The following is a 23,754-nucleotide window of genomic DNA, read 5'->3' on the forward strand; positions in this document are numbered from 1 at the left end:
AGAGCCGCCTGCGCCCTTCAGCCCTCGATCTTCGAGAAGTCCGCCACCTCCGCTGTCGCGGCGCGCATGTGGTTGAGGAGGCGCAGGCGGTTTTCGCGGAAGGTGGCGTCCTTGTCGTTCACCGTCACGCGCTCGAAGAAGGCATCGACCGGCGCGCGCAGCTTGGCGATCGCCGTCATCGCCGCCTCGAAATCCTCCTCGCGCAGCGCGCGGCGCACCTGGCCCACGGCCTGGGTGATCGCCGTGTGCAGCGCCTTCTCCTCGCCCTTGATGAGCTGCGAGATGTTGACGTCGCCATCGTAAGAGCGGCCGTCCTTCTTCTCCTCAATCTTCAGAATATTGGAGGCACGCTTGACGCCGGCGAGCAGGTTCTTGCCGTCATCGGTTTCGAGGAACTTCGAGAGCGCCTCGACGCGCTTCGTGACCATGAGCAGGTCGTCCTGGTTGCCGAGCGCGAAGACGGCATCGATCAAGTCGTGGCGCTTGCCCTGTTCCTTCAGGTGCACTTTCAGGCGGTCGGCGAAGAAGGCGAGCAGGTCGCTACTACGGTTCATTTCCCACTCTTGCGGGGGGATGCTTTCCGGAGATTGCTCACGAAGAAGTTCTATGGCCTTCGCAGAATTTGCCGCGTTCTTAGAGATTGCTCCTTCAGTGTTTAAGTCTCCCGTCAGTCTTAGAAACTCGAGCCGACGATCGATTGGTTCCACTGCCTTTGAAAGTTGATCGGCCATAATGGAGCGCCCGGCGACTATTGCAATTCTCTTCAAAGGAATGCGAGCTTGAGTCTCAAGGATCATTCTGATTATGCCCAGAGCCGCACGACGCAAGGCATATGGATCTTTTGATCCCGTGGGCTTCTCATCAAGGGCCCAAAAGCCTACCAGCGTGTCGAGCTTGTCCGCGAGAGCCACGGCTCGGCCGGCTGTCGAAACCGGAATGGTGTCGGTCGGGCCCACGGGCTTGTAATGATCGCGTATCGCATCGGCGACCTCCGGATCGACTCCCTGATCCAACGCATAGTATCGCCCCATAAGACCCTGCAGCTCGGGGAACTCGCCCACCATGCCGGTGACGAGATCGGCCTTGGCGAGGCGCGCGGCGAGCTTGGCCTTCTCGACATCCGCGCCAATCGTCCTGGCGATTTCGGCGGCGAGCCGTTCGATCCGCTGCACGCGCTCGCCCTGGCTGCCGAGCTTGGCATGGAAGGTGATGGCGTCGAGCTTCTTCGCCCACTCTTCCAGCTTCACCTTGCGGTCCTGGTCCCAGAAGAACTTGGCATCCGACAGGCGCGCGGCGATGACCTTGTTGTTGCCGGCAACGATGGTCTTGCCGCCGTCCCTGGCGACGAGGTTCGACACCAGCAGATAGCGGTTGGCGAGTTTGCCCGTCGTGGCGTGGCGCAGCGCGAAGCACTTCTGGTGGGTCTTGATCGAGGTGGCGATCACTTCGGGCGGAACCGAGAGGAAGCTCTCGTCAAAACTCCCCATCAGCACCACGGGCCATTCGACCAGACCGGCCGTCTCCTTCAGCAGGCCCTCGTCCTCGATCAGTTCAAGGCCTTGGGCGAAGCTCAGGTTGCGGGCTTCGGCGCGGATCGTCTCGATGCGGGCATGGGCATCGACGATCACGAATTCCTTGTGCAGCTTCCGGGCATAATCCTCGAAGCGGCGCACCTCGATAGCTTGCGCGCCCATGACGCGGTGGCCGCGGGTGACGTTGCCGCTCTTGATGCCGTCGATCTCGAAGGGCACCACTTCGCCATCGAAGGTGCAGACGATCGAATGCAGCGGGCGCACCCAGCGCAGGGTGCCGGAGCCCCAGCGCATCGACTTGGGCCAGGGGAACTTGCGCACGATGTCCGGCACGGCGTCGGCGATCACCTCGGTCGCCGCGCGGCCGGTCCGCCGGATGACGGCGAGATAGAACTGCCCCTTCTTGTCGTCCTGCACCTTGAGTTCGCCGAGACTGAGGCCCGTGGATTTGAGGAAGCCCTCGATGGCCTGCTGCGGGGCATCGACGCGGGGGCCTTTGCGCTCCTCGTTGATGTCCGCCGCCTTGGCATCGAGACCTTCGACAGAGAGCACCAGGCGCCGCGCGCCGCCATGGGCCTGGGCGCCCTCATAGGTCAGCCCCGCCTCGACCAGCGCATTGGTCACCATCTGGCGCAGGTTCTCCGCCGCCCTGGCCTGCATGCCGGCGGGGATTTCCTCGGAAAACAGTTCGATCAGAAGTTCAGGCATCGGGCACTCCGGGCGGGACCGCCGATTAGCAGCCCCGTCCCGGCTTGTCATCCCTGAGGGTCAGAGCGCCTTGTGGCTGCCGTCGCAGAACACCGGGTTCTTGGTGTGCTTGCAGGCGCAGAAGAACTTGCGGCCCGAGGCCTCCGCTGTCCACTTCACCGGCGTGAATGACGAGCCCTTGTGGCTGCCGTCGCAGAAAGGCTGATTCTTGGACTGGCCGCAGGAGCACCACCAGTAATCCTTGCCGGCCTCAACCTCGACGGGGATCGGCGATTTCTGGGCGATGGCGGGTTCGGACATGGGATACTCCTGATTTGGTAATATGATAAGTTACAGTATATCCGCGCTTCGCAAGCCTGAGTCAACCGAGAGCAACTACGCGGTTGCGCCGCCGCCTGCCGTCTTGCTCCACGCTTCGCAGCAGCCTTTGGCAAGCTCCCGCACCCTCAGAATATAGGCCTGGCGCTCGGTGACCGAGATGACGCCGCGGGCGTCCAGAAGGTTGAAGAGGTGCGAGGCCTTGATGCACTGGTCGTAGGCGGGAAGCGCCAGAAGGTGGCGGCCTTCGGCGCCGCCGGCCTGCAGCAGCGCCTGGCATTCGGCCTCGGCGTCCGCGAAGTGGCGGAGCAGCGCCGCGGTGTCCGCGTGCTCGAAGTTATAGCGCGAATATTCCTGCTCGGCCTGGAGGAACACATCGCCATAGGAGATGCGCCGCGCGCCCTCCTGGCCGTTGAAGTTCAGCTCATAGACATTGTCGACGCCCTGCACATACATGGCCAGGCGTTCGAGACCATAAGTGAGTTCGCCCGAGACCGGCGCGCAATCGAGGCCGCCGACCTGCTGGAAATAGGTGAACTGCGAGACTTCCATGCCGTCGCACCAGACTTCCCAGCCCAGGCCCCAGGCGCCCAGCGTGGGGCTTTCCCAGTCGTCCTCGACGAAGCGGATGTCGTGCAGCGCGCGGTCGATGCCGATGGCTTCGAGCGACCCCAGATAGAGCTCCTGCAGGTCCGGCGGCGAGGGCTTGATGATGACCTGATACTGGTAATAGTGCTGCAGGCGGTTGGGGTTTTCGCCATAGCGGCCGTCCCTGGGGCGGCGCGAGGGCTGCACATAGGCGGCGGCCCACGGCTTCGGCCCCACCGAACGCAGCGTGGTGGCGGGGTGGAAGGTGCCGGCCCCCACCTCCATGTCATAGGGCTGCAAAATGACGCAGCCCTGGCGGCCCCAATATTCATGGAGCGTCAGGATCAGGTCCTGGAAGGAGCGGGAGGGATTCAATGCCATTCGGTCCGCCTCGGAAAAACGCGGCGGACCCTAGGGATGCTGACCCCGCGGGTCAACCCTCGGGGTAGTAAATGCCGGTGCGCGGGTCCTGGCGCAAGCGGCGCATCTGCTGGGGCTGGCGGTTCGAACGGTTCGCCTTGACCCGAACGGGTTGCAGATTGCGAACCATCAACATCTTGATGACAACGAACGACAGCACGGCCGCAGCGAGCAGTGACAAGAGCTTCAAGACAAGCATCGGGACCTCCAACGAGCCTCCATAGATACGATCATAAGCCGAAACGGGACCACAATGCACGCGTTTCGAGAACATCCATGGTGTTTTCAGCAATATCAGTTACTTCAATGCCAAAACCGAGCCTTTTGAGGCCCCAGCCTTGAGACGGCGTCACGTTCTTAACGACAAGTTTATCGCCGAAGCGGTCCTTGAGCACCTGGTGGAGGTGGCCAATGCCATCGACCAGGCCGCGGGCCAGCGCCTGGCGCCCGGCCCAGAAGGCGCCGGAGAAGATGTCCGGATCATCGGTCTTCAGCCTGGCGCCGCGCCGCGCCTTCACCAGGGTCTTGAAGGCGTCATGGATCTCGGCCTGAAGCGACTTCAAATGCTCAACGTCTTCAATGCGTTCGGGCTTGAAGGGGTCGAGGATTGACTTGTTTTCGCCCGCCGTGTGAACACGGCGCTCGATGCCGAGCTTGGCGATCGCGTCAACATAGCCGAAGCCTGCGTAGATGACGCCGATCGAGCCCACCACCGAACTTTCATCGGCATAAATCTGATCGCCCGCGCAGGCCAGCCAATAGCCGCCCGAGGCCGCAACGTCCTCGCAGAAGACCAGGACGGGAAGCTTCTTCTCCCCGGCAAGCTGCCGGATTCGCGTGTGAATCAGCGCCGACTGCACGGCCGAGCCGCCGGGCGAATTGACCGAGATGGCAACCGCACTGATGCCCTTCCTGCCGAAGGCGCGTTCGAGCGTGTCATTCACCGACTTGAGCGTCAGGGCTGGGCGCATGGGCGTGCCGATGCCGATGGCGCCATCGAGCCGCACATGGGTGACCACCGGCACCGATTTGCGGAATCGAAGCGGGATGATGGCGTCGAGAAAGCCGGAGCTGACCATAAACTCCAGATAGGTGTGCGGATGCCCTGAGACAAGGCGCGGATCACCTCAGGATGAAGGGCGCCCCACTCCGCAGCATGGCATTGGCCTCTCTCGTGAATTCGCTTCCGTCGCCATGCAGGACGAGGCCCGGCAAGATCTGCAGCGGCGCCTTCGAGCCCTTGATGCCCTGGACGAGAATGCGCGAGGCGGGCAGGCCTGGGCGGGGAAAGAGCGGTGCGATGTGGATGTCGCCGAAGCGGTTTTCCAGGGCCGCGAGGATCTGGCCGAGCGAATCCGGGCGATGCACCAGGGTGATGCTGCCGCGGGGGCTGAGCATGGCGTAAACAAGCTTGACCCAGAGATCGAGGTCCTCCGGCCCGAAAGCGTGGGCCTGGGACTTGAGCAGGTTCGGCGAGGACGTCGATTTCGCCTCGTCGAAGAAGGGCGGATTTAGCATGGCGTGGGCGAAGCCGCCGGGGGCCGGCATGCTGATATGGTCACGCCGCAGGGCGTCGCGCACGTCGGCATGGATGACGCGAAGCCGGTTCTGCATGCCGTTCCGTCTGGCATTTTCCTCGCAGATCATGACATAGCGCGCGGCGACCTCGATGCCGGTCACCTGCACCTCCGGGTTGCGGAAGAGCAGGCAGAGGGCGGCGACGCCGGGACCGATCCCCGCCTCGAACACGCTATCGCCGGGTTCGCAGGGGATGGCGGCGGCGAGAAGCACCGAATCGACGCCGGCGCGGAAGCCCTTCTCGGGCTGGAGGATACGGAGGCGGCCGCCGAGGAACTCATCCTCGGTGAGAGACGGCGGGACGGAATGGGAATCAGGGATCTGCATAAGGCGATTGTTGCTAGGTCCGGGTTAGCGTAGCGTTACCAAGGCTGAGACGGGCGCGGGCCAAATCCTCCGCCAGCACCATGATGCGGCGGGGTATGGCCCCGACAGAGCCCTCCAGAGCCGCCATGTGGCCGTCGAGCTGCAGGAAATCGATCCCCTCTTCCGACAGCACGTGGCGGACGAAGGACAGATAGACCGGGTCGTTGCTGCGCAGCAGTTCTTCCATACCGCAAGATTGCCGGATCGGAGGGTGGCGGGCAAGGGCGGGCGTGGCGTTGCGTCATATTGGCCTCGTGGACCCACTGTGCTTTAAGGGCGCAAAGAATGAACGAATGTTGGAAGGCAGGCAGCCCCGATGGGAGTCGTCATTCCGCTCGACGGAGCGGGCAACAAGAAGCGCGCCAGCATCGAACCGCTGGTGAAGCTCACCCAGGCCGATATGGAGCGGGTGAACGAAGCGATCCTCAGCCATGCGCGGAGCCACGTGGAGCTGATCCCCGAGATCGCCAACCACCTGATCAATTCCGGCGGCAAGCGCATCCGCCCGATGCTCACGCTGGCCGCGGCCCGCATGGCGGGCTATGAGGGCGATCATCACCTGAAACTCGCAACCGCGGTGGAATTCATGCACACCGCAACCCTGCTCCATGACGACGTGGTCGACGAGAGCGACCTGCGGCGCGGCAAGCAGGCGGCCCGCGTTATCTGGGGCAATCAGGCCAGCGTGCTGGTGGGCGACTATCTACTCGGCCAGGCCTTCAAGATGATGGTGGAGACAGGCTCGCTCGACGCGCTGCGGATTCTCTCCAATGCCGCCTGCGTCATCGCCGAGGGCGAGGTGCTGCAGCTCTCCGTGTCGCAGGACACCTCGACCACCGAGGACGCCTATATGCAGGTGATCGTGGCCAAAACGGCGGCTCTGTTCTCGGCCGCGGCGGAGGTAGGCGCGGTGGTGGCGAAGCGTCCCTCCAGCGAACAGGCGGCGCTCGAATCCTATGGCCGCAACCTCGGCGTCGCCTTCCAGCTGATCGACGATGCGCTGGACTATTCGGGCTCGACCGAGAAGCTGGGCAAGGGCGTCGGCGACGACTTCCGCGAGCGCAAGATCACGCTGCCTGTAGTTCTGTCCTACCGGCGCGGCGCTGTGGAAGAACGGAACTTCTGGAAGCGCACGCTGGAGGACGGCGATCAGACAGCGGACGATTTCACCTACGCCAGGAGGCTGATGGAACGCCACGGCGCGCTAAAGGACACCATCGACCGCGCCAACCACTATGGCGACATCGCCCGCGATGCACTGGCGATTTTTCCGGGTTCGAGCCTGAAGGACGCGCTGCTGGAAGCCGTGGAATTCTGCGTGGCGCGGGCTTATTAGCAACAGACCCGCAGGGACGGTTTTCCTAAGACAGCACCGTTCGGGCAACCCACCAGGCCGGATCGAGGTCGGGTGCGACGTGCTCGTCCCTGCACAGGGCCACGCATGTGGCGCCGGAGCCGGACATGAAGGCTCTGGTAACGCCGGGCGTGGCTGCAAGGCGTTCGAGGACCTCGCCGATCGATGGCGCGAGGGCGATGGCCGGAGCTGCGAGATCGTTACGCCAGAGCGCGGGGTCGCGGGCATCGGCGATGGGGGCGCCGCAGGACTGGCCCTTGTCCAGCGCAAGGCCCCTGAAAACCGCAGCCGTGGAGACTTCGACCAGCGGATTGACGAGAATCGCCGGGAGCGGCGCAAAACCGGCAATCGGCGCGATGCGTTCGCCCACGCCCCGCATGCGGCAGGCAACGCCGGAGAGACAGACCGGGACGTCGGCGCCGATGGCAAGACCGGCGGCGGCGATCTCCCGATTGATCCCGTCGATCCCCGCGAGGCTGAGGAAGCCTTTCAATGCCGCCGCGGCATTGGCGGAGCCGCCGCCGATGCCGGAGGCGACCGGCAGATTCTTCTCGAGATGCACGCTGACGGCCGGCAGCGCCCTGCCCCGGGTCCGCGCGATGGCCTGTGCGGCAACCCATGACTTGGCGATGATATTGTCCGCGGCCTGCGGCAGGGCCGCCGCGAAGGGGCCGCTGGCGGCGATGGAAAATTCATCCGCGGGGGTGAAGGTGAGACGGTCGCCGACATCGGCGAAGGCGACAATCGAATCGAGTTCGTGATAGCCGTCCGCCCGGCGCCCCAGCACGTGGAGCGCCAGGTTCACCTTGGCGGGCGCGAAGAGCGAGAGAGGCCGCATAATGCGCTCTGGCGCGTCAGCCGTTGGTTTTGGGCGCGGCGGTCTGCGCGGGTGTCACCGGCTCGACCGGCGGCAGGCCGTTCTTGAGCTTCTCCTCGATCTTCCTGAGGTCCTCGGGCTCGGGCTTGTTGTCCTTGGCGTGCTGCCACTGGAACTTCGCTTCGAGCGTGCGGCCGACGCGCCAATAGGCATCGCCCAGATGATCGGCAATGGTGGGGTCCGCCGGGAGCAGCTCCACCGCCTTCTCGCAATAGGCGACGGCCTGCTCATAGTCGCCAAGCTGGTAATAGGCCCAGCCGAGGCTGTCGGTGATGTAACCGTCGTTGGGCTTCAGCTCGACGGCCTTTTTCACCATCTCGAGGGCTTCCTGAAGATTGATCTTCTTCTCGATCATCGAGTAGCCGAGATAGTTGAGAACGCTCGGCTCGTTGGGCGAAAGCTCCAGCGCCTTGCGAAACTGTTTTTCGGCCGCGTCCCACTGCTTCAGGCGCTCGTGCGAGATGCCGTCGAAATAGAAGACGCGCCAATCGGAGGGGCCGGGCTTTTCGATGAGCGCGATGGCCTGATCATAGCTGGCGGCGGCATTGGCGAAGTCCTCGTTGGCGCGGTAGAGGTTGCCGAGCGTGACGATTGCGTCATAGTTCTTCGGGTCCGCCGCGACGATGGCCCTGAGCTTGGCCAGCGCCTCGTCCTTGCGGCCGAGCTGCTGCAGCGAGACGGCCTCCTCCACCTCGGCATTGACGCGGAGCGGCGAGGAGGCCGCCACCTTCAGATAGGCTGCAAGCGCCTTGTCATAGCGCTTCATGCTCTCGTAGGTGTCGCCCAGCAGCGTGTACATGATGTCGGAATCCGCGCCGAGCGAAATGCCTAGCTGGATATAGAGCAGCGCCACATCGATCGACTGCTCGCCGTTCATCGAGGTGGCGAGCGAGAACAACGCTTCCGCCGCGCCATCGGCGGGAGACGAAATGAAGGGCTGCGGCGCCCGGCCCTTCAGCGAGGATTCGAGCGCGGCCTGGATCAGCGGGTTATCGTCGCCTTCGAGATAGCCCCGGTAAAGCGCATGGGCCTCGGCGGCACGGCCGTGACGCTCGAGGAAATTGCCGTAGGCCTGGACGATGCGCAGCGAGTTTCCCGCGGCCTCATAGGCTTTCTTGAAGGCGCCCTCGGCGCGCATCGCGTTGCCGAGATAGTCGGCGATCAGCGCCTCGTGGAAGGTCTTGAAGTTGGCGAAGCTCTCGTTCGAGTCCAGCCGGTCCAGCGTCTTGAGCGCGGGGTTGAGATCGCCCTCGCCGGCATGCGACCAGGCGGTGAGGAGCCATGAGGTGAGCTCGCCCACCGGCGTATAGGCCGACTGCTCGAAGTTCCTGCGGGCCGCCCCGTATTGGCGGGCCTTGAAGTCCTTGAGGCCGAGCACGATGCGGGCCATGCGCTGCTGGCTGTTGAACTTCAGCACTTCCGTGGCGAATTCTTCCGCCCTCGGCATGTTGCCTTCGGAGAGTTCGAGCAGGAAGATCTTTTCGGTGAGGACAGGGTTGCCGGTATCGAACTTCAGCGCATTGCTGAGATAGCCCGATGCCATGTCATTGTCGCGCAGCTTGGCGGCCGAGCGGCCCGCCAGATAATTGCCCGAGACCGAGGCCGAGGGATCATAGGCAAGTGCGGCGGTGGCGGGGATGGAGGCGAGCAGAAGCGAAGTGAGTGCGGTGCGCAGAAGTGCCGTCATCATCGTCCATTTCAGCAGGCTGGCGAAAAGCGCCCGCCCACGTTTCGGTATGATTTGGTTGTTGCCGCAAAATGCGGTGTTTTTTGGATGAGGGCAAGGGCGGCGGTGGACGGCGGGAATTGCGGGAGCAAGCCCTCATCCGGCTTGCCGGCCACGAGCCCGGTCACAGCACGCCCAGCGCCGCCAGTTGCCGGCGCAGTGCTTCCGGCGTGGTGAAGTGAACGCCCTTCATCCCCACCGTTCTCGCACCCTCGACATTCTTTGCGCTGTCGTCGATGAACACGCAGTCCGCTGCCGCAAGTCCGTTCCGCTCCAGCAGCAGACGGTAGATCGCGCCGTCCGGCTTCAGCACCCGCTCGTCGCCGGAGACGACGATATCGCGGAAGGCCGAAAGGAAGGCAAAGCGCTGCAGCGTTTCCCGGAACTTGTGCTGGTTGAAGTTGGTGATGGAATAAAGCGGCACGCCTGCCGCGCGCAGCTCCTCGAGGATTGCCACGCTCCCGTCGATCGGCCCCAACACCGTCTCGTGCCAGCGCAGGTCATAGGCCGCAATCGCCTCGGCATGCTCGGGAAAGCGCGCGGTGAGCGCGGCAACACCCTCGGCGAAGCTGCGGCCGCGGTCCTGCTCCAGGTTCCAGTCATGGGTGCAGACATTGGCGAGGAACCACGCGGCCTCCGTCTCGCTTGAAAAGATCTTGCGGTAGAGGGCGCGCGGATCCCATTGGACCAACACATTGCCGATGTCGAAGACAACGTTCATGGCGACGGCTTATGCTGCCGACTTGCCGTCCACCAGCGTTTCCGCCTCTGCGAGGTTGACCGACACAAGCTGCGACACGCCGCGTTCCAGCATGGTGACGCCGAACAGGCGGTGCATGCGGGCCATGGTGAGCGCGTGGTGGGTGATGATCAGGAAGCGCGTTTCGGTGCGCTCCAGCATCGCGTCGAGCAGGTTGCAGAAGCGTTCCACATTGTGGTCGTCGAGGGGTGCGTCGACTTCGTCGAGCACGCAGATCGGCGAGGGGTTGGTGAGGAATACCGCGAAGATCAGCGCCATGGCGGTGAGCGTCTGCTCGCCGCCCGACAGCAGCGACAGAGTGGTCGGCTTCTTGCCGGGCGGATTGGCGATCAGTTCGAGGCCGGCTTCGAGGGGATCATCCGACTCGATCAGCTGCAGTTCGGCCTTGCCGCCGCCGAACAGCGTGGTGAAGAGTTCGCCGAACTTTTGGTTCACGGTGCCAAAGGCGTCGAGCAGGCGCTGGCGGCCCTCGCGGTTGAGGCTGGAGATGCCGCCGCGCAGCTTGTTGATGGCCTGGATCAGGTCATCGCGTTCCTTGATCAAGCCCTCGAGCTGCTTCGCCACTTCCTCCGATTCCTCGTCGGCGCGCAGGTTCACGCCGCCGAGGCGCTCGCGGTCTTCGCGCAGTCCCTGCAGCTTGCGCTCGATGTCATGCCATTCCATCAGCTGCCCGAGGTCGAGGCCGGTGGCGGAGACGACCTCGCCGGGTGCGCAGTTCAACGCTTCAGCGATGCGCTGCTCGCATTCGGCGAGACGCGCGGTGCTGGCGTCAAGCCTTGCACCGAGGCGGGCATGCTCCTCTCGCGCGGCGGAGAGCAGTTCCTGCACGGCGCGCAGCTCCTGGTCGGCCTGGCGCACCTCGTTCTCCGCCGTCTGCAGCGCGTCCGAGGCCGCCTTCTTCTCCTGTTCGGCTTCCGCCAGCGTGTTCGTCAGCTTCAGGCGGCGGCCGGCCAGCAGCTGCGGCAGCTGGGAAAGTTCGGCGATGGCGGCGCGGGTTTCCTCCGCACGCGCGGTGAGCTGACCGGTCTGCTCATTGGCGCGCGCCGCGCGGCCGGTCCATTGGGCGATCTCCGCCTCAATGGCGCGGATACGGCCGGTGCGGGCGCGCGCTTCGCGCTCAAGCCCGTCATGCGTGGCCCGCGCCTCGGCATAGGCGGCGCGTTCGCTGTTCACCGCATTGCGCAGCGCGTTGAGTTCGAGCTGAAGATCGTCGAGCATGGGCAGCCCGGCGGCCTCTGCGGAAGCTTCCTCAAGACGCGCGCAAGACTCTTCGAGAGCTTCCTCGATGCGGCGCTGGGCTTCGTCCAGCGCACTGGTCTGGGCGAGGCGCTCGGAGACCTGACGCTCATGCTGGGTGAGCGCGCGGCGCGCAAAATCGACGGCGGAGACCGCGGCGCGGTGGCCTTCGCGCTTCTCGCGCTCGAAGCGGGCCGCCGTTTCGATGGCGGCGCGGGATGCCTCGAAATGGCCCTGGGCCTCTTGCGCTGCGGCGATGGCCTGTTCCATCTCGACCTCGAGCGAGGCCAAGCGGTTCTTTTCAGCCAGACGCTTGGCGGCAGCGCTCGGCGCATCGGCGGCGGCGGTGAAGCCGTCCCAGCGCCACACGTCGCCCTCACGCGAGACCAGCCGCTGGCCGGGTTTCAACTGCGGCTGCAGCGCCTGACCAAGGGCCTTCGATACAACACCGATATGGCTCAGGCGGCGCTGCAGCGCCGGCGGAGCCAGCACGAAGCTGATCAGCGGCTCGGCGCCATCGGGAAGGGAAGCCGTGCCGGCGAGCGGCGGCAGGCCGCGCCAATGCACCGGCGCACCCTCGTCGCCCGAGGCGTCGAGGTCGTCGCCCAGCGCGGCGCCGAGCGCCGTCTCAAATCCGGTCTCGACGCTGATCTGGTCGATGAGCGAGGGCCACAGGTCGCCACCGCCGGCCTTCAGCAAATTCGTCAGCGTGCGGACTTCCGTCTGCAGCCGGTCGGCCTTGCGGCGGGCATCGTCATGGGCGGAACGGGCATCGCCTTCCGCGGCGCGCGCGGCGCGCACAGCGGCTTCCGCCTCGGCGACACGGAATTCGAATTCCGCCGCCTGTTCGACGGCGTGTTCCACCGCGCCTGTCAGCTTGCCGGCGTCGCCCTCGACGTTGTAGCGGGCCAGCAGGCCGTTGCGCTTGGCCACCGTCTCCGCCAGTTCGCGGTCAAGCCGCGCCACGCGATTCTTATGTTCCTCGATGGCGCGGAGAATAGCATTGCGGCGCGCCAGGAGTTCCGAGAGGCGCGAGGCCGCCTGGTCGGCGGCTTCCTGCGCGCGCGCCAGGGCATCGGCGGCAGACTGCAGCGCCACGGCGGCTTGCGCCCGGATGTCGTCATCCGAACCCTGCGATGCCTTCAGCGTCTCGCCTTCCTCGGCAAGGCGGGTGAGCACGCGGCTGGTGTCGTTCAGAAGCTCCTGCTCGCGCTGCAGGTCGGAATTGATCTGCGCGATGCGCTGATCGAGTTCCTTGCGGCGTTCGCCGGCGCGGCGCTCTTCCTCGTCCAGCACGTTGCGTTCGTGGCTCACGCGCTGAAGCACCGCGGCGCGCACCGCTTCCTGCTCGCGCAGGGACGGCAGCTTTTCGCCCAAGTCGTCGCGCAGCCGCAGCTTCCCGGAGGCCGCGCGCGTGTGCTCGGCCAGCACGCGCGTGGCCTCGTCAAGCGCTGCCGCATCACGCTGCGAGGCTTCCGCCGTCTCGCGCCAGTTGACATAGAGTCCCATGGCCTCGAGCCGGCGGATCTCGGCGGACAGGCTCTTGTACTTCGCCGCCTGCCGCGCCTGGCGCCTCAGGCTGCTGAGCTGCGTCTCGAGCTGCGAGGTCACGTCGTCGAGGCGGGTGAGGTTGGTCTCCGCCGCCTTCAGCTTCAGCTCCGCCTCGTGGCGGCGCGTGTGGAGGCCCGTGATGCCCGCCGCCTCCTCGAGGATCAGGCGCCTGGCCTGCGGCTTCGAATTGATGATCTCGGCAATCTGCCCCTGGCGCACGAGTGCAGGAGAGCGCGAGCCGGTGGAGACATCGGCGAAGAGCAGCTGCACGTCACGCGCGCGCACGTCCTTGCCGTTGATGCGGTAGGCCGAGCCTTCGTCGCGCTCGATGCGGCGCGAGATTTCCAGCGTGTCCTGGTCCCGGTACTGCGGCGGCGCGGCGCCGTCGTCATTGGCCATGGTGACGGTGACTTCCGCCATGTTGCGGGCCGGGCGCTCGGTGGTGCCGGAGAAGATCACGTCGTCCATGCCCGAGGCGCGCATCGACTTATACGAGCTTTCGCCCATCACCCAGCGCAGGGCTTCCAGCAGGTTCGACTTGCCGCATCCGTTGGGGCCGACCACGCCGGTGAGACCGGGCTCGATCAACAGGTCGGTCGGCTCAACGAAGGATTTGAACCCCGAAAGCCTCAGCCGTGTGAACTTCATCTTGAGCCCGTGCCCCTTCTTCCATGCGCGCAGCTCCTCAGAGCTGCTTGTCGATCTCGGCTTTCATGGCGTCGTAGGTGATTTCGCCCTCGAACGGCACGCCGTTGATGAAGAAGGTCGGCGTGCCCTTGACGCCGAACTTCACGCCGCCATCCCGGATTTCCATGATGCCCTTGGCCAGATTCACGTCCTTCAGCGTGGCGTCGAACTTCTCCTGGCTGAAGCCCGCCTGCTTGGCGATGTTGAGGAGGCCCGTGGCCGGGTCCTGCGCCCAGGTCTGCAGCGTGTCGAAATAGACGCCGATCAGCGGGAAATAGGACTCCTTCGGCGCGGCGCGGGCGATCATGAAGGCGGCGAGTGCCGGGTCATTCAGCGGGAATTCGCGGAAAATGAACCGGATCTTCTTGGTGTCGACATAGTCCGCCTTGAGCTTCGGCCACACGTCCTTGTGGAATGCGGCGCAATGCGGGCAGGTGGCGGAGGCATATTCGACGATCGTCACCTTGGTGGCGCCCTCGTCGGCGCCCAGCGCCATGTCGCCCAGCGCGGGGGGCTTCAGCAGCTCGGCGGGGTCCACGGGCTTGGCCGCTTCTTCCGCAAGGGCGGGGACAATGGCGAGCCCCGCGAGGGCGGCTCCGGCCAGGAGAATCAAGCGTCGCGACAGCGTCTTCATGATGCGTTTACCTACTAGATGTTGGGAGTTGAAACAAAAGGGAATTATTTGCCTTGTGGAGAACTTGAGGAGCCCGCCACCCCCCGCCCAAGGCGCACCAGCGCCGCCCGGAGGGAAGGATCATCAACAGTATTAAGCTCTTGTTCGTGAACAGGTTTGACGGGCAGAGCAGGAGGCTTCGGGCGGGACTTGCCAAGCTCCGCCGCCTGCATCACCTTGAGGTTCGCGACTGCGCCATAACCAAAAAAGCTGTTGATGCGCGAAATGATGCGGGACGCTTCATATTGTAGCTCCAGCGCACGGCCGGGGGCTGCCCGGATGACCAGCGTGCCGCCCTGCTTGCTCGCCTCCTCGCCCGACCCCCGGGGCCATTTGATGCGTTCGGGGGCGGAAACGGCCGCCAGCTCCCCGCCAACGATTGCATCCCAGTTCGCCACCACATCCGCCTGGGCGAAGCCATAGCGCGCGAAGGCGGCCTTGGTGATCTCGCGGAAGTGCTTGGAGAGGGTTTCCATGGACGGGCCGGTGGGTTGATCGCTATAGAGGTCTATCAGGAACCGCTTGTTTGCGAGAGCAGCATGGCCAGAAAAGGGCCGGAAACCAACGCTTCTTCACAACTTCTTGCCTGGTACGACGCCCATGCCCGGGTGCTGCCCTGGCGCGCGCGGGGGGCTGAGGTGGCCGACCCCTACCGCGTCTGGCTCTCCGAGATCATGTTGCAGCAGACCACGGTGCAGGCGGTGAAGGCCTATTTCGAGAAATTCGTCGCGCTCTGGCCAACGGTGCAGGCGCTGGCCGCTGCGCCCCTCGATGACGTGCTGAAGGCCTGGGCGGGGCTCGGCTATTACGCCCGCGCCCGCAACCTCCATGCCTGCGCCAAGGAGGTGGTGGCCCGATTTGGCGGCCGCTTCCCGTCAACCGAGGAGGAGCTGCGCAGCCTTCCCGGCATCGGCCCCTATACGGCCGCCGCCATCGCCGCCATTGCCTTCGGCGGACGGCACGCCGCTGTCGACGGCAATGTCGAGCGCGTCATCAGCCGCATCTACGCCATCGAAACGCCGCTGCCCGGTTCGAAGCCCGATATCCGCGCGCGCGCGCAGGCGCTGGTGCCCGAACGGCGCGCGGGCGATTTTGCCCAGGCCATGATGGACCTCGGCGCCACCATCTGCACGCCCCGCGATCCCAACTGCCTGATCTGTCCGTGGGCGGAGCATTGCCGGGGCCGCATCGCCGGCCTCGCATCCTCGCTGCCGCGCAAGACTCCGAAGAAGGCTGTGCCCACCCGCCGCGGCGTGGCCTTCTGGATCGAGCGCAAGGATGGCGCGGTGCTGCTGCGCCGCCGCCCGGAAAAGGGCTTGCTTGGCGGCATGATGGAAGTGCCCTCGACGGATTGGGGGGTCAGGGTTTCAGGCGCCGAAGCGCAGGCCCCGCTTGGCGCCGAATGGAACAAGATGAAGGGCATGGTGGAACACACCTTCACGCATTTCCATCTTGAGCTCACCGTGTGGAAGGCCGAAGCCATCAGCGGTGGCGTGCTGCGTGATGGTGGCGACTATCGCTGGACGAAGCGCGAAGAGCTTGCGGGCGCGGCGCTGCCCACGGTAATGCGCAAGGTGGTGGCGCATGTGCTCCGCGAAATGCCATCCCCAACACCTCCCGTGCCGCCGTTACTCCAACCAACTGGGACGCTGCACTTTCGCCGGGATGACCAAGGATAGCGGAAGCTACCGCCGCCCGCCCACCTCGTCGATATGCGCCAGCAAATCCGCCGGGTCCTCATACACGCGGTAGGCCCCGGCGCGTTCCAGCTCTTCCATGCCATAGCCGCCGGTGAGCAGCCCGATGCCCAGTGCCCGCGCGCGCCGTGCTGCCAGCATGTCCCAGATCGCATCGCCCACCACGCAGGCCGTCCCGATGTCGCAGCCGAGCTTCTCGGCCGCAGCGAGGAACAGGTCCGGGTCGGGCTTGGCATAGCGCACCAGGTCGCGCGTGATCACCACATGCTTCGCAGGATCGACGCCGAGAATTTTCAGCACCGGCCCCGCCGTTTCGATCCTGCCCGAGGTGGCGATGGCCCAGGGAATCCCGTTCCCGCTCAGATAGGCGAGCAGTTCCCGCGCTCCCGGCAAGGCCTGCGTGCGGTGCGAGCGCGCGGTGTAATACTTGAGGTGCAGCTGGCGCAGCCGCTCCAGCATCTCCGGCGCGAACTCGCGCCCCGTCTCGCGCGCAAGCGCCTTGGTGAACAGCCCGCCGGACATGCCGATCTTGCGGTGCAGCCGCCAGACGGACACCTCGACCCCCTCTTCCCGCAGCGCATCGTGCCAGGCCAGCACATGGTCATAAACGCTGTCGACCAGCGTGCCGTCGAGATCGAACAGAAAGGATGTCTGCTGGCGGGCCTTCATGCGGCCGCGGCCATCTCCGCGCGGAGCTGCTGGCGCAGCATGTCGATGGGCATGAGGTTCGGGCCCTTCTTCACGTGCCAGAAGGTCCAGCCGTTGCAGGCTTCCGCCCCCTGCACATGAGCGCCGATCTTGTGGATGGAGCCCGAGGCATCCTTGATGGCGATCGAGCCATCGGCGCGCACGCGCGCCGCGATGCGGGTTGAGGGGTCGAACAGCATGTCGCCCGCCTGCACGAGGCCGCGCTCGATCAGCGAGCCGAAGGGAATGCGCGGCTCGGCGCGCTTGCTGGTGGTCACCTGCAGCGCCTCCTGTGGCAGGCGCTCGGTGGCGTCGATGCGGGCAAGAGCCGCCCGGGCATAGTCTTCCTCGCGTTCGATGCCGATGAAGTGGCGGCCAAGCTGCTTGGCTGCCGCGCCTGTGGTGCCGGTGCCGAAAAAGGGGTCGAGCACCGTGTCGCCGGGCTTGGTCGTCGACAGCAGCACGCGGTTCAGCAGGGCTTCCGGCTTCTGCGTCGGGTGCAGCTTGCCGCCGCCGGCGTTCTTCAGCCGCTCCGCGCCAGTGCAGAGGGGGAGCGTCCAGTCGGACCGCATCTGCAGATCGTCGTTGAACACCTTCATGGCCTCGTAGTTGAAGGTGTACCTGGCATTGGCTCCGCGCGAGGCCCAGATCATCGTCTCATGCGCATTGGTGAAGCGGCGGCCGCGGAAATTCGGCATCGGGTTGGTCTTGCGCCAGACGACGTCGTTCAGGATCCAGAAGCCCATGTCCTGCAGGATTGCGCCGACGCGGAAGATGTTGTGATAGGAGCCGATCACCCACAGCGCGCCATCGGGCTTCAGCACGCGGCGGCATTCGCGAAGCCAGCCCTTGGTGAAACGGTCATAGGCCTCGAAGCTCTCGAACTGGTCCCAGTGATCGTCGACCGCATCGACCTTGCTCTGGTCGGGCCGCGTGAGTCCGCCGGAGAGCTGGAGATTGTAAGGCGGATCGGCGAAGACGAGATCGACGCAGGCCGCCGGAATCTTCTTGAGCTCCGCAAGGCAATCGCCCACCAGAATCCGATCCTGCAACGGCCGAATATCCGGCCGGGTCTGATAGCCCATCCCACACCCCCTGAACGCAAACGCAACTGACTCACGAACCGGCACCATGAATCGCGCGGAGTCCGCTGTGAATCGCATTCGGGAAGAATGGTTAACGCTCCGCCAAAAGCGCTGCGATGGGCGCGAAACTCCGGCGGTGGACCGGCGAAGGGCCGAGGCGCTGCAGCGCCGCCCGGTGGAAGGCCGTGCCATAGCCCTTGTGCCGCGCGAAGCCATAGCCGGGCCAGCTTGCGTCGTGCCCCACCATGATGCGGTCGCGCGTCACCTTGGCAACGATCGAGGCGGCGGCGATGGAGAACGATTTGGCATCGCCCGCGACGATGGTCTCGACCGGGCAGGGGAGGGGCGGCGCGCGGTTGCCGTCGATCAGCGCCAGCGCCGCGCCCCCGATCTGGCCGAGCGCCTGCGCCATGGCCCACAGTGTTGCCTGGAGTATGTTGTCGCGGTCGATGCGGTCCACCTCCGCAATGCCGATGCCGACTTTCGCGGAGGCCATGATCGGCGCGAACAGCGCCGCGCGCCGCGCCTCGGTGAGCTTCTTCGAATCGTCGAGCCCGGCGGGAATGCAGGCGGGGTCCAGCACCACGGCGGCGGCCACCACCGGCCCTGCCCAGGGTCCGCGTCCAGCTTCGTCGATGCCGCACACGGGTCTGGCGCCCTTGCGCATCGCCGCCAGCTCGATTGTGAAGTCAGGCCCTGTTTTCCCCATGCCGGCGTTAGAGCATGCTCCAGCGCGTCCGGGAAGCGGCCGGCGCACGGTTCGGTTTGTCCCCAAATGGCTACCGCCCGGCCCCGATCTTCCCAAGAATCACCACAAATCGAAGCGAATGTTCAGCTCGCACAACTGGAGAAGAAAATGAACGTCACGCGTCGCAGTCTGCTGTCCAGCGCCGGGCTTCTGTCCATGTCCGCTTTCGCCGGAAAAGCGCTCGCGCTCGGAGATCCGGTCGCCAGGCTGGAGGATGTCACTGACGATCTTGCCCTTGCCTCCGATGCCTATATTTACGGCTATCCGCTGGTGACCATGGAGATGACGCGCCGCGTCGTCACCAATGTCGTCCACGGCAGGGGCACGCGCGGGCCGATGGGCAGCCTCATCAAGCTGCGGCAGTATCCGGACGCGACCTTCCGCGATGTGACCGCGCCCAATGCCGATACGCTCTATACCACCGCCTTCTTCGACGTCGGCGACGAGCCCTGGGTGCTCGACCAGCCGGACATGGGAGACCGTTATTTCCTGCTGCCGCTGATCTCGGGCTGGACCGACGTGTTCGAGGTTCCGGGATCGCGCACCACCGGCGGGGCGAAGCAGACCTTCCTCGTCACCGGCCCAGGCTGGAACGGCACGGTGCCCGCCGGCATGAAGCAGCTGAAGTCGCCCACCGCCTTGGTCTGGCTGCTCGGCCGCATCTACTGCACGGGCACGCCGGAGGATTATGCCGCCGTGCACGCGCTTCAGGATGCCTTCAAGCTGCAGCCGCTCAGCACCTGGGGCAAGGACTGGACGCCGCCCGCCGGCAAGGTCGATCCGTCGATCGACATGAAGACGCCGGTGCGCGACCAGGTGAACGCCATGCCGCTGAAGGACTACTTCATGCTGCTCGGCGAGCTGATGAAGCGCAATCCGCCGGCAGGGGCCGATGCGCCGGCACTCGCACGCTTTGCAAGGATCGGCCTCATGGCCGGCAAGGACTTCGATCCCTCGCCGCTCGGACATCGCGGCGCCAAGGAGGTGCCGAAGCTCTCCTTCGACCGCATGAAGCTGCACTTCATCGATTCCGGCGACATGAGCCGCGTCAATGGCTGGAACTACACCCTGAAGGCCGGTGTTTATGGCGCCGACTACCTGCAGCGCGCGCTGGTGACGGCGATCGGGCTCGGCGCGAACCGCCCGCAGGATGCGGTCTATCCCACATCGCTCAGGCCCAGCCTGCTCGAGGACTATGACGGCAGGCACAAATACGTCATGCGCTTCCCGAAAGGCCAATTGCCGCCGGTCAGGGGTTTCTGGTCGCTGACCATGTATGATGAACAGATGTTCTTCGTGGCCAACCCGATCAACCGCTACTCGATGAGCATCCGCACCAACCCAGCCTACGAGGCGGACGGGTCGCTGGTCATCTACATCCAGCACGAGAGCCCCGGTAAAGACAAGGAAGCCAACTGGCTGCCCGCGCCCAAAGGCAAGTTTCACCTCATGCTGCGCCTTTACTGGCCGTCCGAGGACAAGCCCTCGATCATCGGCGGCTCGTGGGTCATACCGCCAGTGGCGAAGGCCTGAGCGCGAAGCGCGGCGATGGCCTGAAGCCCGGCCCGCCGCGCACCGCCTAAAGCAGGCTCAGCTGCTCGCCCGGCTGCGGCGGCCTTCGGAACTGGCTCACATCCAGTTTCAGTTTGCGGCGGTTGAGGCCCAGGCGCTGGCAGGAGAGTTCGAAGCGCCGGCCGATGGTCCAGGCATAAGGTCCGGTGCCGGTCTGGCGCACTCCGAAGTCATGGTCATAGTCCTTGCCGCCACTCGATGACTTCACCAAGGACATCACCCTCGCCGCGCGGTCCGGCATGGCGGTGGCGAGCCAGTCCTTGAACACCTCCTTCACCTCGTGCGGCAGGCGCAGCATCACATAGCCCGCCTCCCGCGCGCCGGCCGTCTTCGCGGCGGCGAGGATGGCCTCGATCTCGGCATCGTTCACAGCCGGGATGATGGGCGCCACCATGACGACGGTCGGGATGCCCGCCGCCGAAAGCTGCTCGATGGCGCCAAGCCGCTTGGTGGGAGTCGAGGCGCGCGGCTCCATGGCGCGGGCCAGCCTGGAGTCTAGCGAAGTGACGGAGACGGCGACTTTGACCAGACCCTTCCTAGCCATGGGGGCGAGGACGTCGATGTCGCGCGTCACCAGCGCCGACTTCGTCACGATGCCGACCGGGTGGTTGAACTCGGAGAGCACCTCGAGGATTGACCGTGTGATCCGCCGCTCGCGCTCGATCGGCTGGTAGGCATCGGTATTTGCGCCGAGAGCGATGGTCTTGGGCGCGTAGTTCCTGGCGAGCAGTTCGGCGCGCAGCAGCTTCGCCGCATCGGGCTTGGCGAACAGCTTCGACTCGAAGTCGAGGCCGGGGGAGAGGCCCATGAAGGCATGCGCCGGCCTGGCATAGCAGTAGGAACAGCCATGCTCGCAGCCGCGATAGGGGTTGATCGACTGGTCGAAGCCGACGTCGGGCGAGTCATTCCTGGAAATGATGGACTTCGGCTTTTCCTCGAAGACCGTGGTCCGGAAAGCCGGGAGCTCCTCCAGCCCCTGCCAGCCGTCGTCGAACAGCGAGCGGGTATGGGCCTCGAAGCGGCCGGACATGTTGACGCCGGCGCCGCGGCCGTGCGCCTGGTGGGCGAGCGCCGTCATCCGCCCTTCGCCGAGAGCGGCAGGATCGGCCTCACGGACCCGGCGTCTGTCGATCAGAGTGGACATGCAGCCAATATAGTTAATTATTCGGAACAAAACAAGAACAATCTTGTGACAAGTTGGAAAGCCCGGCATGGGAGAGCGCGATGACCCGCCGCCAGATTCTCTTAGCCCTGTTGCCGCCGCTGTTCTTCGGAACCGGCTTCACCATCGCCAAGCCGGCGGTCACCCATTTCCCGCCGCTGTTTCTGATCCTCATCTGCTATGCGTCGATCGCGCTGCTGCTGTCCGTCACCCGGCGCGAGAAGCTGAAGACGCCCTGGCCCTCCATCATCCTGATCTCGGCCTTCGCGGTGACGATCCAGGGCGCGCTCCTTTTCTGGGCCATCAGGAGCCCCGCAATGCCGGCGACCGCGGCCAACCTCATCCTGCAGATCCAGATCCCCTTCGCCGTGCTGCTCGACTGGCTGCTGATGAAGGAGCGCCCCGATGGCCGTAAGATGCTGGGCACGGCGCTGGCCATTCTTGGCGTGGCCCTTGTCATCGGCCTGCCCGAGACGCCGCCGGGCCTCGTGCCCACGGCGATGATCATCGTCTCCGCCGCCTGCTGGTCGCTGGGTCAGGTGCTTGTGCGGAAGCTCGGGCGGGACAACGGCGTCGGGGTCCTCAAGGGCAATGCCATCGGCTCCGTGCCGCAGCTGGCGCTGGCGACACTGCTGTTCGAGCAGGGCCAGTGGCAGTCGGTGGTCACCGCCACCTGGCTCGAATGGGCCATGCTCGGCTTCGTTGCGGTGGTGGGCTTCTACTTCGCCTATATCTCGTGGTTCACGCTGCTGAAGCAGTGCCGGCTGGACGAGGCGAGCCCCTTCCTGCTGCTCATGCCGGTGGTCGGCATCGCCACCGCCGCATTGGCGCTGGGCGAGAGCGTGTCCGCCGCACAGCTCGTGGGAGGCGGGGTGATCCTGTTCGGCCTCGCCATTGTGTCGGGCCTCGGCCTGCCGAAATGGAAAACAGCTTAGGCCTTCTTGCGCTGCAGGTGCTCTTCCAGCCGCGGCATGATCTCGACGAAGTTGCACGGCTTGTGCGTATAGTCGAGCTGCGGCTTGAGGATCAGGTCCCAGCCGTCCCGGCAGGCGCCGGGCGAGCCCGGCAGGCAAAAGATGTATTTCCCCTTCATCACGCCCGCGGTGGCGCGCGACTGGATGGTGGAGGTGCCGATCTTGGGAAAGCTCACCATATGGAACAGCGTGCCGAAGCCCTCGATCTCTTTTTCGAACAGCGGCCGCACCGCCTCGATCGTCACGTCGCGGCCGGTGAGCCCGGTGCCGCCCGTGGTGATCATGGCGTCGACGTCCGCGCGGTTGGCCCAGTCGCGGATGACGTTGCGGATCGCGCGCACGTCGTCCCTCACGATCTTGCGGGCGGAGAGCTGGTGGCCGTCCCCGGCCACGCGGCCGGCCAGGGTCTGGCCGGAGACGTCGGTGTCAAGCGTGCGGGTATCGGACACGGTGAGGACTGCAATCCTAACCGGGATGAACTGACGCGCCTCGCTCATGCCAAAACCCTGATGCCCTTCGTTTCACGCCGGCCATGAAACACCATCCGCATTTGCCGGACAAGAGAAAGCGGAAAATGCAACCGAAAGCCCTTGCGGCTCTCAGTGTGCATCCAGCATCTGGCGGAGCGACAGCAGGTCGCGCCATGCCAGCCGCTTCTGGGCGGGCTGGCGCAGCAGATAGGCGGGGTGCAGGGTGGGCAGCAGCGGGATGTTCCGCCCACTGACAGCCGCCGTCACCCATTTGCCGCGCAGCTTCAGGATGCCGTCGCTCCGGCCCGTCAGCCGGTGGGTGGGCACCGCGCCGAGGCAGACGATCACGTCCGGCGTCAGCAGCTCGATCATGCGGAACAGAAAGGGCAGGCACATCAGCGTCTCGGCTTCCGTCGGGTTGCGGTTGCCTGGCGGCCGCCAGAACACGGTGTTGGAGATGAACACCGCGCTCTCGCGGTCCTGGGACGTTCGCGACAGGCCAATGGCCGCCAGCATGCGGTCGAGCAACTGGCCCGAGCGCCCGACGAAGGGCCGGCCCTCGATGTCCTCCTCGCGCCCCGGCGCCTCGCCGATCAGCATCACGCGCGCCGCCGGGTTGCCGTCAGCGAAGCACAGCCTGGTCGCGGTCTTCTTCAGCGGGCAGGCGTCGAAGCCCTCCAGCGCCTGCTCGATCTCCTGGAGCGAGTGGTACTGCGCGGCCGATGTGCCCGGCGCGGCGGCGGCTGGCGCTGCCGCAGGGGCAGGGACGGCGCGCGCCACCGCCAGCGCCGGCTTCGGCGCTGGCGCCACCAGCCGGTTCACCGGCGTGTCACCGATGATCTCGTCCGCCCCCATCTCGGAGAGCCAGCGCAGCGCCTCCGCGGCATCATGCGGCGTCATGTCGTTGTGCTTCGATTCCATGTTCAATAGGCTGGGCTTGTGCGGCTGTGGCCTGCCACTATAAAGACGCGTCGAATGGGAAGAT

General features: G+C 65.5%; 23 protein-coding genes. 4 read left to right on the plus strand and 19 right to left on the minus strand.

Annotation, left to right across the window (positions count from 1 at the left end):
* Positions 1 to 17 precede the first annotated feature (17 nt).
* The 7 genes from glyS to IOC82_RS00130 form a co-directional block, all read right to left on the minus strand.
* Complete coding sequence (gene glyS / locus IOC82_RS00100; protein WP_290544131.1) at positions 18 to 2,240, minus strand: glycine--tRNA ligase subunit beta; 2,223 nt, start codon at positions 2,238 to 2,240, stop codon at positions 18 to 20.
* Positions 2,241 to 2,300: 60 nt separating this feature from the next.
* Positions 2,301 to 2,540 (minus strand): CDGSH iron-sulfur domain-containing protein, encoded by a 240-nt coding sequence (locus IOC82_RS00105; RefSeq protein ID WP_290544132.1) that lies wholly within the window; start codon positions 2,538 to 2,540, stop codon positions 2,301 to 2,303.
* A gap of 75 nt (positions 2,541 to 2,615) precedes the next feature.
* Entirely contained in the window at positions 2,616 to 3,527 is a 912-nt protein-coding gene (locus tag IOC82_RS00110; protein WP_290544133.1) for a glycine--tRNA ligase subunit alpha, read from the minus strand.
* 52 nt (positions 3,528 to 3,579) lie between these two features.
* On the minus strand, positions 3,580 to 3,765 hold the full coding sequence (locus IOC82_RS00115) for a hypothetical protein (RefSeq protein ID WP_290544134.1): 186 nt from the start codon (positions 3,763 to 3,765) through the stop codon (positions 3,580 to 3,582).
* 31 nt (positions 3,766 to 3,796) lie between these two features.
* Positions 3,797 to 4,645, minus strand: a complete 849-nt coding sequence (locus tag IOC82_RS00120) for a S49 family peptidase (protein WP_290544135.1) — start codon at positions 4,643 to 4,645, stop codon at positions 3,797 to 3,799.
* Positions 4,646 to 4,688: 43 nt separating this feature from the next.
* Positions 4,689 to 5,471, minus strand: a complete 783-nt coding sequence (locus tag IOC82_RS00125; RefSeq protein WP_290544136.1) for a methyltransferase — start codon at positions 5,469 to 5,471, stop codon at positions 4,689 to 4,691.
* Between the two features lie 13 nt (positions 5,472 to 5,484).
* Entirely contained in the window at positions 5,485 to 5,697 is a 213-nt protein-coding gene (locus IOC82_RS00130) for a DUF2007 domain-containing protein (RefSeq protein ID WP_290544137.1), read from the minus strand.
* A 129-nt stretch (positions 5,698 to 5,826) separates the two neighbouring features.
* Here IOC82_RS00130 and IOC82_RS00135 point away from each other — a divergent pair, with 129 nt between their 5' ends.
* On the plus strand, positions 5,827 to 6,846 hold the full coding sequence (locus IOC82_RS00135) for a polyprenyl synthetase family protein (RefSeq protein ID WP_290544138.1): 1,020 nt from the start codon (positions 5,827 to 5,829) through the stop codon (positions 6,844 to 6,846).
* A 25-nt stretch (positions 6,847 to 6,871) separates the two neighbouring features.
* On the opposite strand, the gene IOC82_RS00140 is transcribed toward IOC82_RS00135, so the two are convergent.
* From IOC82_RS00140 to IOC82_RS00165, 6 genes are all read right to left on the minus strand, one after another.
* Positions 6,872 to 7,702: a 4-(cytidine 5'-diphospho)-2-C-methyl-D-erythritol kinase gene (locus tag IOC82_RS00140; RefSeq protein WP_290544139.1), complete on the minus strand. Its 831-nt coding sequence runs from the start codon at positions 7,700 to 7,702 to the stop codon at positions 6,872 to 6,874.
* Positions 7,703 to 7,718: 16 nt separating this feature from the next.
* Positions 7,719 to 9,431: a tetratricopeptide repeat protein gene (locus IOC82_RS00145; protein ID WP_290544140.1), complete on the minus strand. Its 1,713-nt coding sequence runs from the start codon at positions 9,429 to 9,431 to the stop codon at positions 7,719 to 7,721.
* A gap of 160 nt (positions 9,432 to 9,591) precedes the next feature.
* Positions 9,592 to 10,188: an HAD family phosphatase gene (locus IOC82_RS00150; protein ID WP_290544141.1), complete on the minus strand. Its 597-nt coding sequence runs from the start codon at positions 10,186 to 10,188 to the stop codon at positions 9,592 to 9,594.
* Between the two features lie 9 nt (positions 10,189 to 10,197).
* Entirely contained in the window at positions 10,198 to 13,662 is a 3,465-nt protein-coding gene (locus IOC82_RS00155; RefSeq protein ID WP_290544142.1) for an AAA family ATPase, read from the minus strand.
* A gap of 37 nt (positions 13,663 to 13,699) precedes the next feature.
* Positions 13,700 to 14,335, minus strand: a complete 636-nt coding sequence (locus IOC82_RS00160; RefSeq protein ID WP_290544143.1) for a DsbA family protein — start codon at positions 14,333 to 14,335, stop codon at positions 13,700 to 13,702.
* Positions 14,336 to 14,379: 44 nt separating this feature from the next.
* Positions 14,380 to 14,850 (minus strand): DciA family protein, encoded by a 471-nt coding sequence (locus IOC82_RS00165; protein ID WP_290544144.1) that lies wholly within the window; start codon positions 14,848 to 14,850, stop codon positions 14,380 to 14,382.
* Positions 14,851 to 14,913: 63 nt separating this feature from the next.
* Here IOC82_RS00165 and mutY point away from each other — a divergent pair, with 63 nt between their 5' ends.
* Positions 14,914 to 16,053, plus strand: coding sequence for an A/G-specific adenine glycosylase (gene mutY / locus IOC82_RS00170; protein WP_290544145.1), 1,140 nt, complete (start codon positions 14,914 to 14,916; stop codon positions 16,051 to 16,053).
* A 6-nt stretch (positions 16,054 to 16,059) separates the two neighbouring features.
* On the opposite strand, the gene IOC82_RS00175 is transcribed toward mutY, so the two are convergent.
* The 3 genes from IOC82_RS00175 to IOC82_RS00185 all read right to left on the minus strand — a co-directional run bounded on the left by IOC82_RS00175 (position 16,060) and on the right by IOC82_RS00185 (position 18,552).
* Positions 16,060 to 16,740: an HAD family hydrolase gene (locus IOC82_RS00175; protein WP_290544146.1), complete on the minus strand. Its 681-nt coding sequence runs from the start codon at positions 16,738 to 16,740 to the stop codon at positions 16,060 to 16,062.
* Positions 16,737 to 17,843 carry a site-specific DNA-methyltransferase gene (locus tag IOC82_RS00180; RefSeq protein ID WP_290544147.1) on the minus strand — a complete coding sequence of 369 codons (1,107 nt, stop codon included), beginning with the start codon at positions 17,841 to 17,843 and terminating at the stop codon, positions 16,737 to 16,739. Before IOC82_RS00180 ends, IOC82_RS00175 begins: the two co-directional genes overlap by 4 nt.
* A gap of 91 nt (positions 17,844 to 17,934) precedes the next feature.
* Positions 17,935 to 18,552 carry a ribonuclease HII gene (locus tag IOC82_RS00185; protein ID WP_290544148.1) on the minus strand — a complete coding sequence of 206 codons (618 nt, stop codon included), beginning with the start codon at positions 18,550 to 18,552 and terminating at the stop codon, positions 17,935 to 17,937.
* Positions 18,553 to 18,699: 147 nt separating this feature from the next.
* Here IOC82_RS00185 and IOC82_RS00190 point away from each other — a divergent pair, with 147 nt between their 5' ends.
* Positions 18,700 to 20,124, plus strand: coding sequence for a DUF1254 domain-containing protein (locus IOC82_RS00190; protein ID WP_290544149.1), 1,425 nt, complete (start codon positions 18,700 to 18,702; stop codon positions 20,122 to 20,124).
* Between the two features lie 46 nt (positions 20,125 to 20,170).
* Here the strand turns inward: IOC82_RS00190 and IOC82_RS00195 are convergent, their stop codons facing one another.
* Complete coding sequence (locus IOC82_RS00195; RefSeq protein WP_290544357.1) at positions 20,171 to 21,241, minus strand: PA0069 family radical SAM protein; 1,071 nt, start codon at positions 21,239 to 21,241, stop codon at positions 20,171 to 20,173.
* A gap of 146 nt (positions 21,242 to 21,387) precedes the next feature.
* Here IOC82_RS00195 and IOC82_RS00200 point away from each other — a divergent pair, with 146 nt between their 5' ends.
* Positions 21,388 to 22,260, plus strand: coding sequence for an EamA family transporter (locus IOC82_RS00200; RefSeq protein WP_290544150.1), 873 nt, complete (start codon positions 21,388 to 21,390; stop codon positions 22,258 to 22,260).
* On the opposite strand, the gene moaB is transcribed toward IOC82_RS00200, so the two are convergent.
* Positions 22,257 to 22,796, minus strand: a complete 540-nt coding sequence (moaB, locus tag IOC82_RS00205; RefSeq protein ID WP_290544151.1) for a molybdenum cofactor biosynthesis protein B — start codon at positions 22,794 to 22,796, stop codon at positions 22,257 to 22,259. The genes IOC82_RS00200 and moaB overlap by 4 nt on opposite strands.
* 102 nt (positions 22,797 to 22,898) lie before the next feature.
* Positions 22,899 to 23,690 carry a uracil-DNA glycosylase gene (locus tag IOC82_RS00210; RefSeq protein WP_290544152.1) on the minus strand — a complete coding sequence of 264 codons (792 nt, stop codon included), beginning with the start codon at positions 23,688 to 23,690 and terminating at the stop codon, positions 22,899 to 22,901.
* Positions 23,691 to 23,754: the final 64 nt, after the last annotated feature.

Source organism: Aestuariivirga sp. (assembly GCF_020252395.1).
In the GTDB taxonomy this organism is placed as follows: Bacteria; Pseudomonadota; Alphaproteobacteria; order Rhizobiales; family Aestuariivirgaceae; genus Aestuariivirga.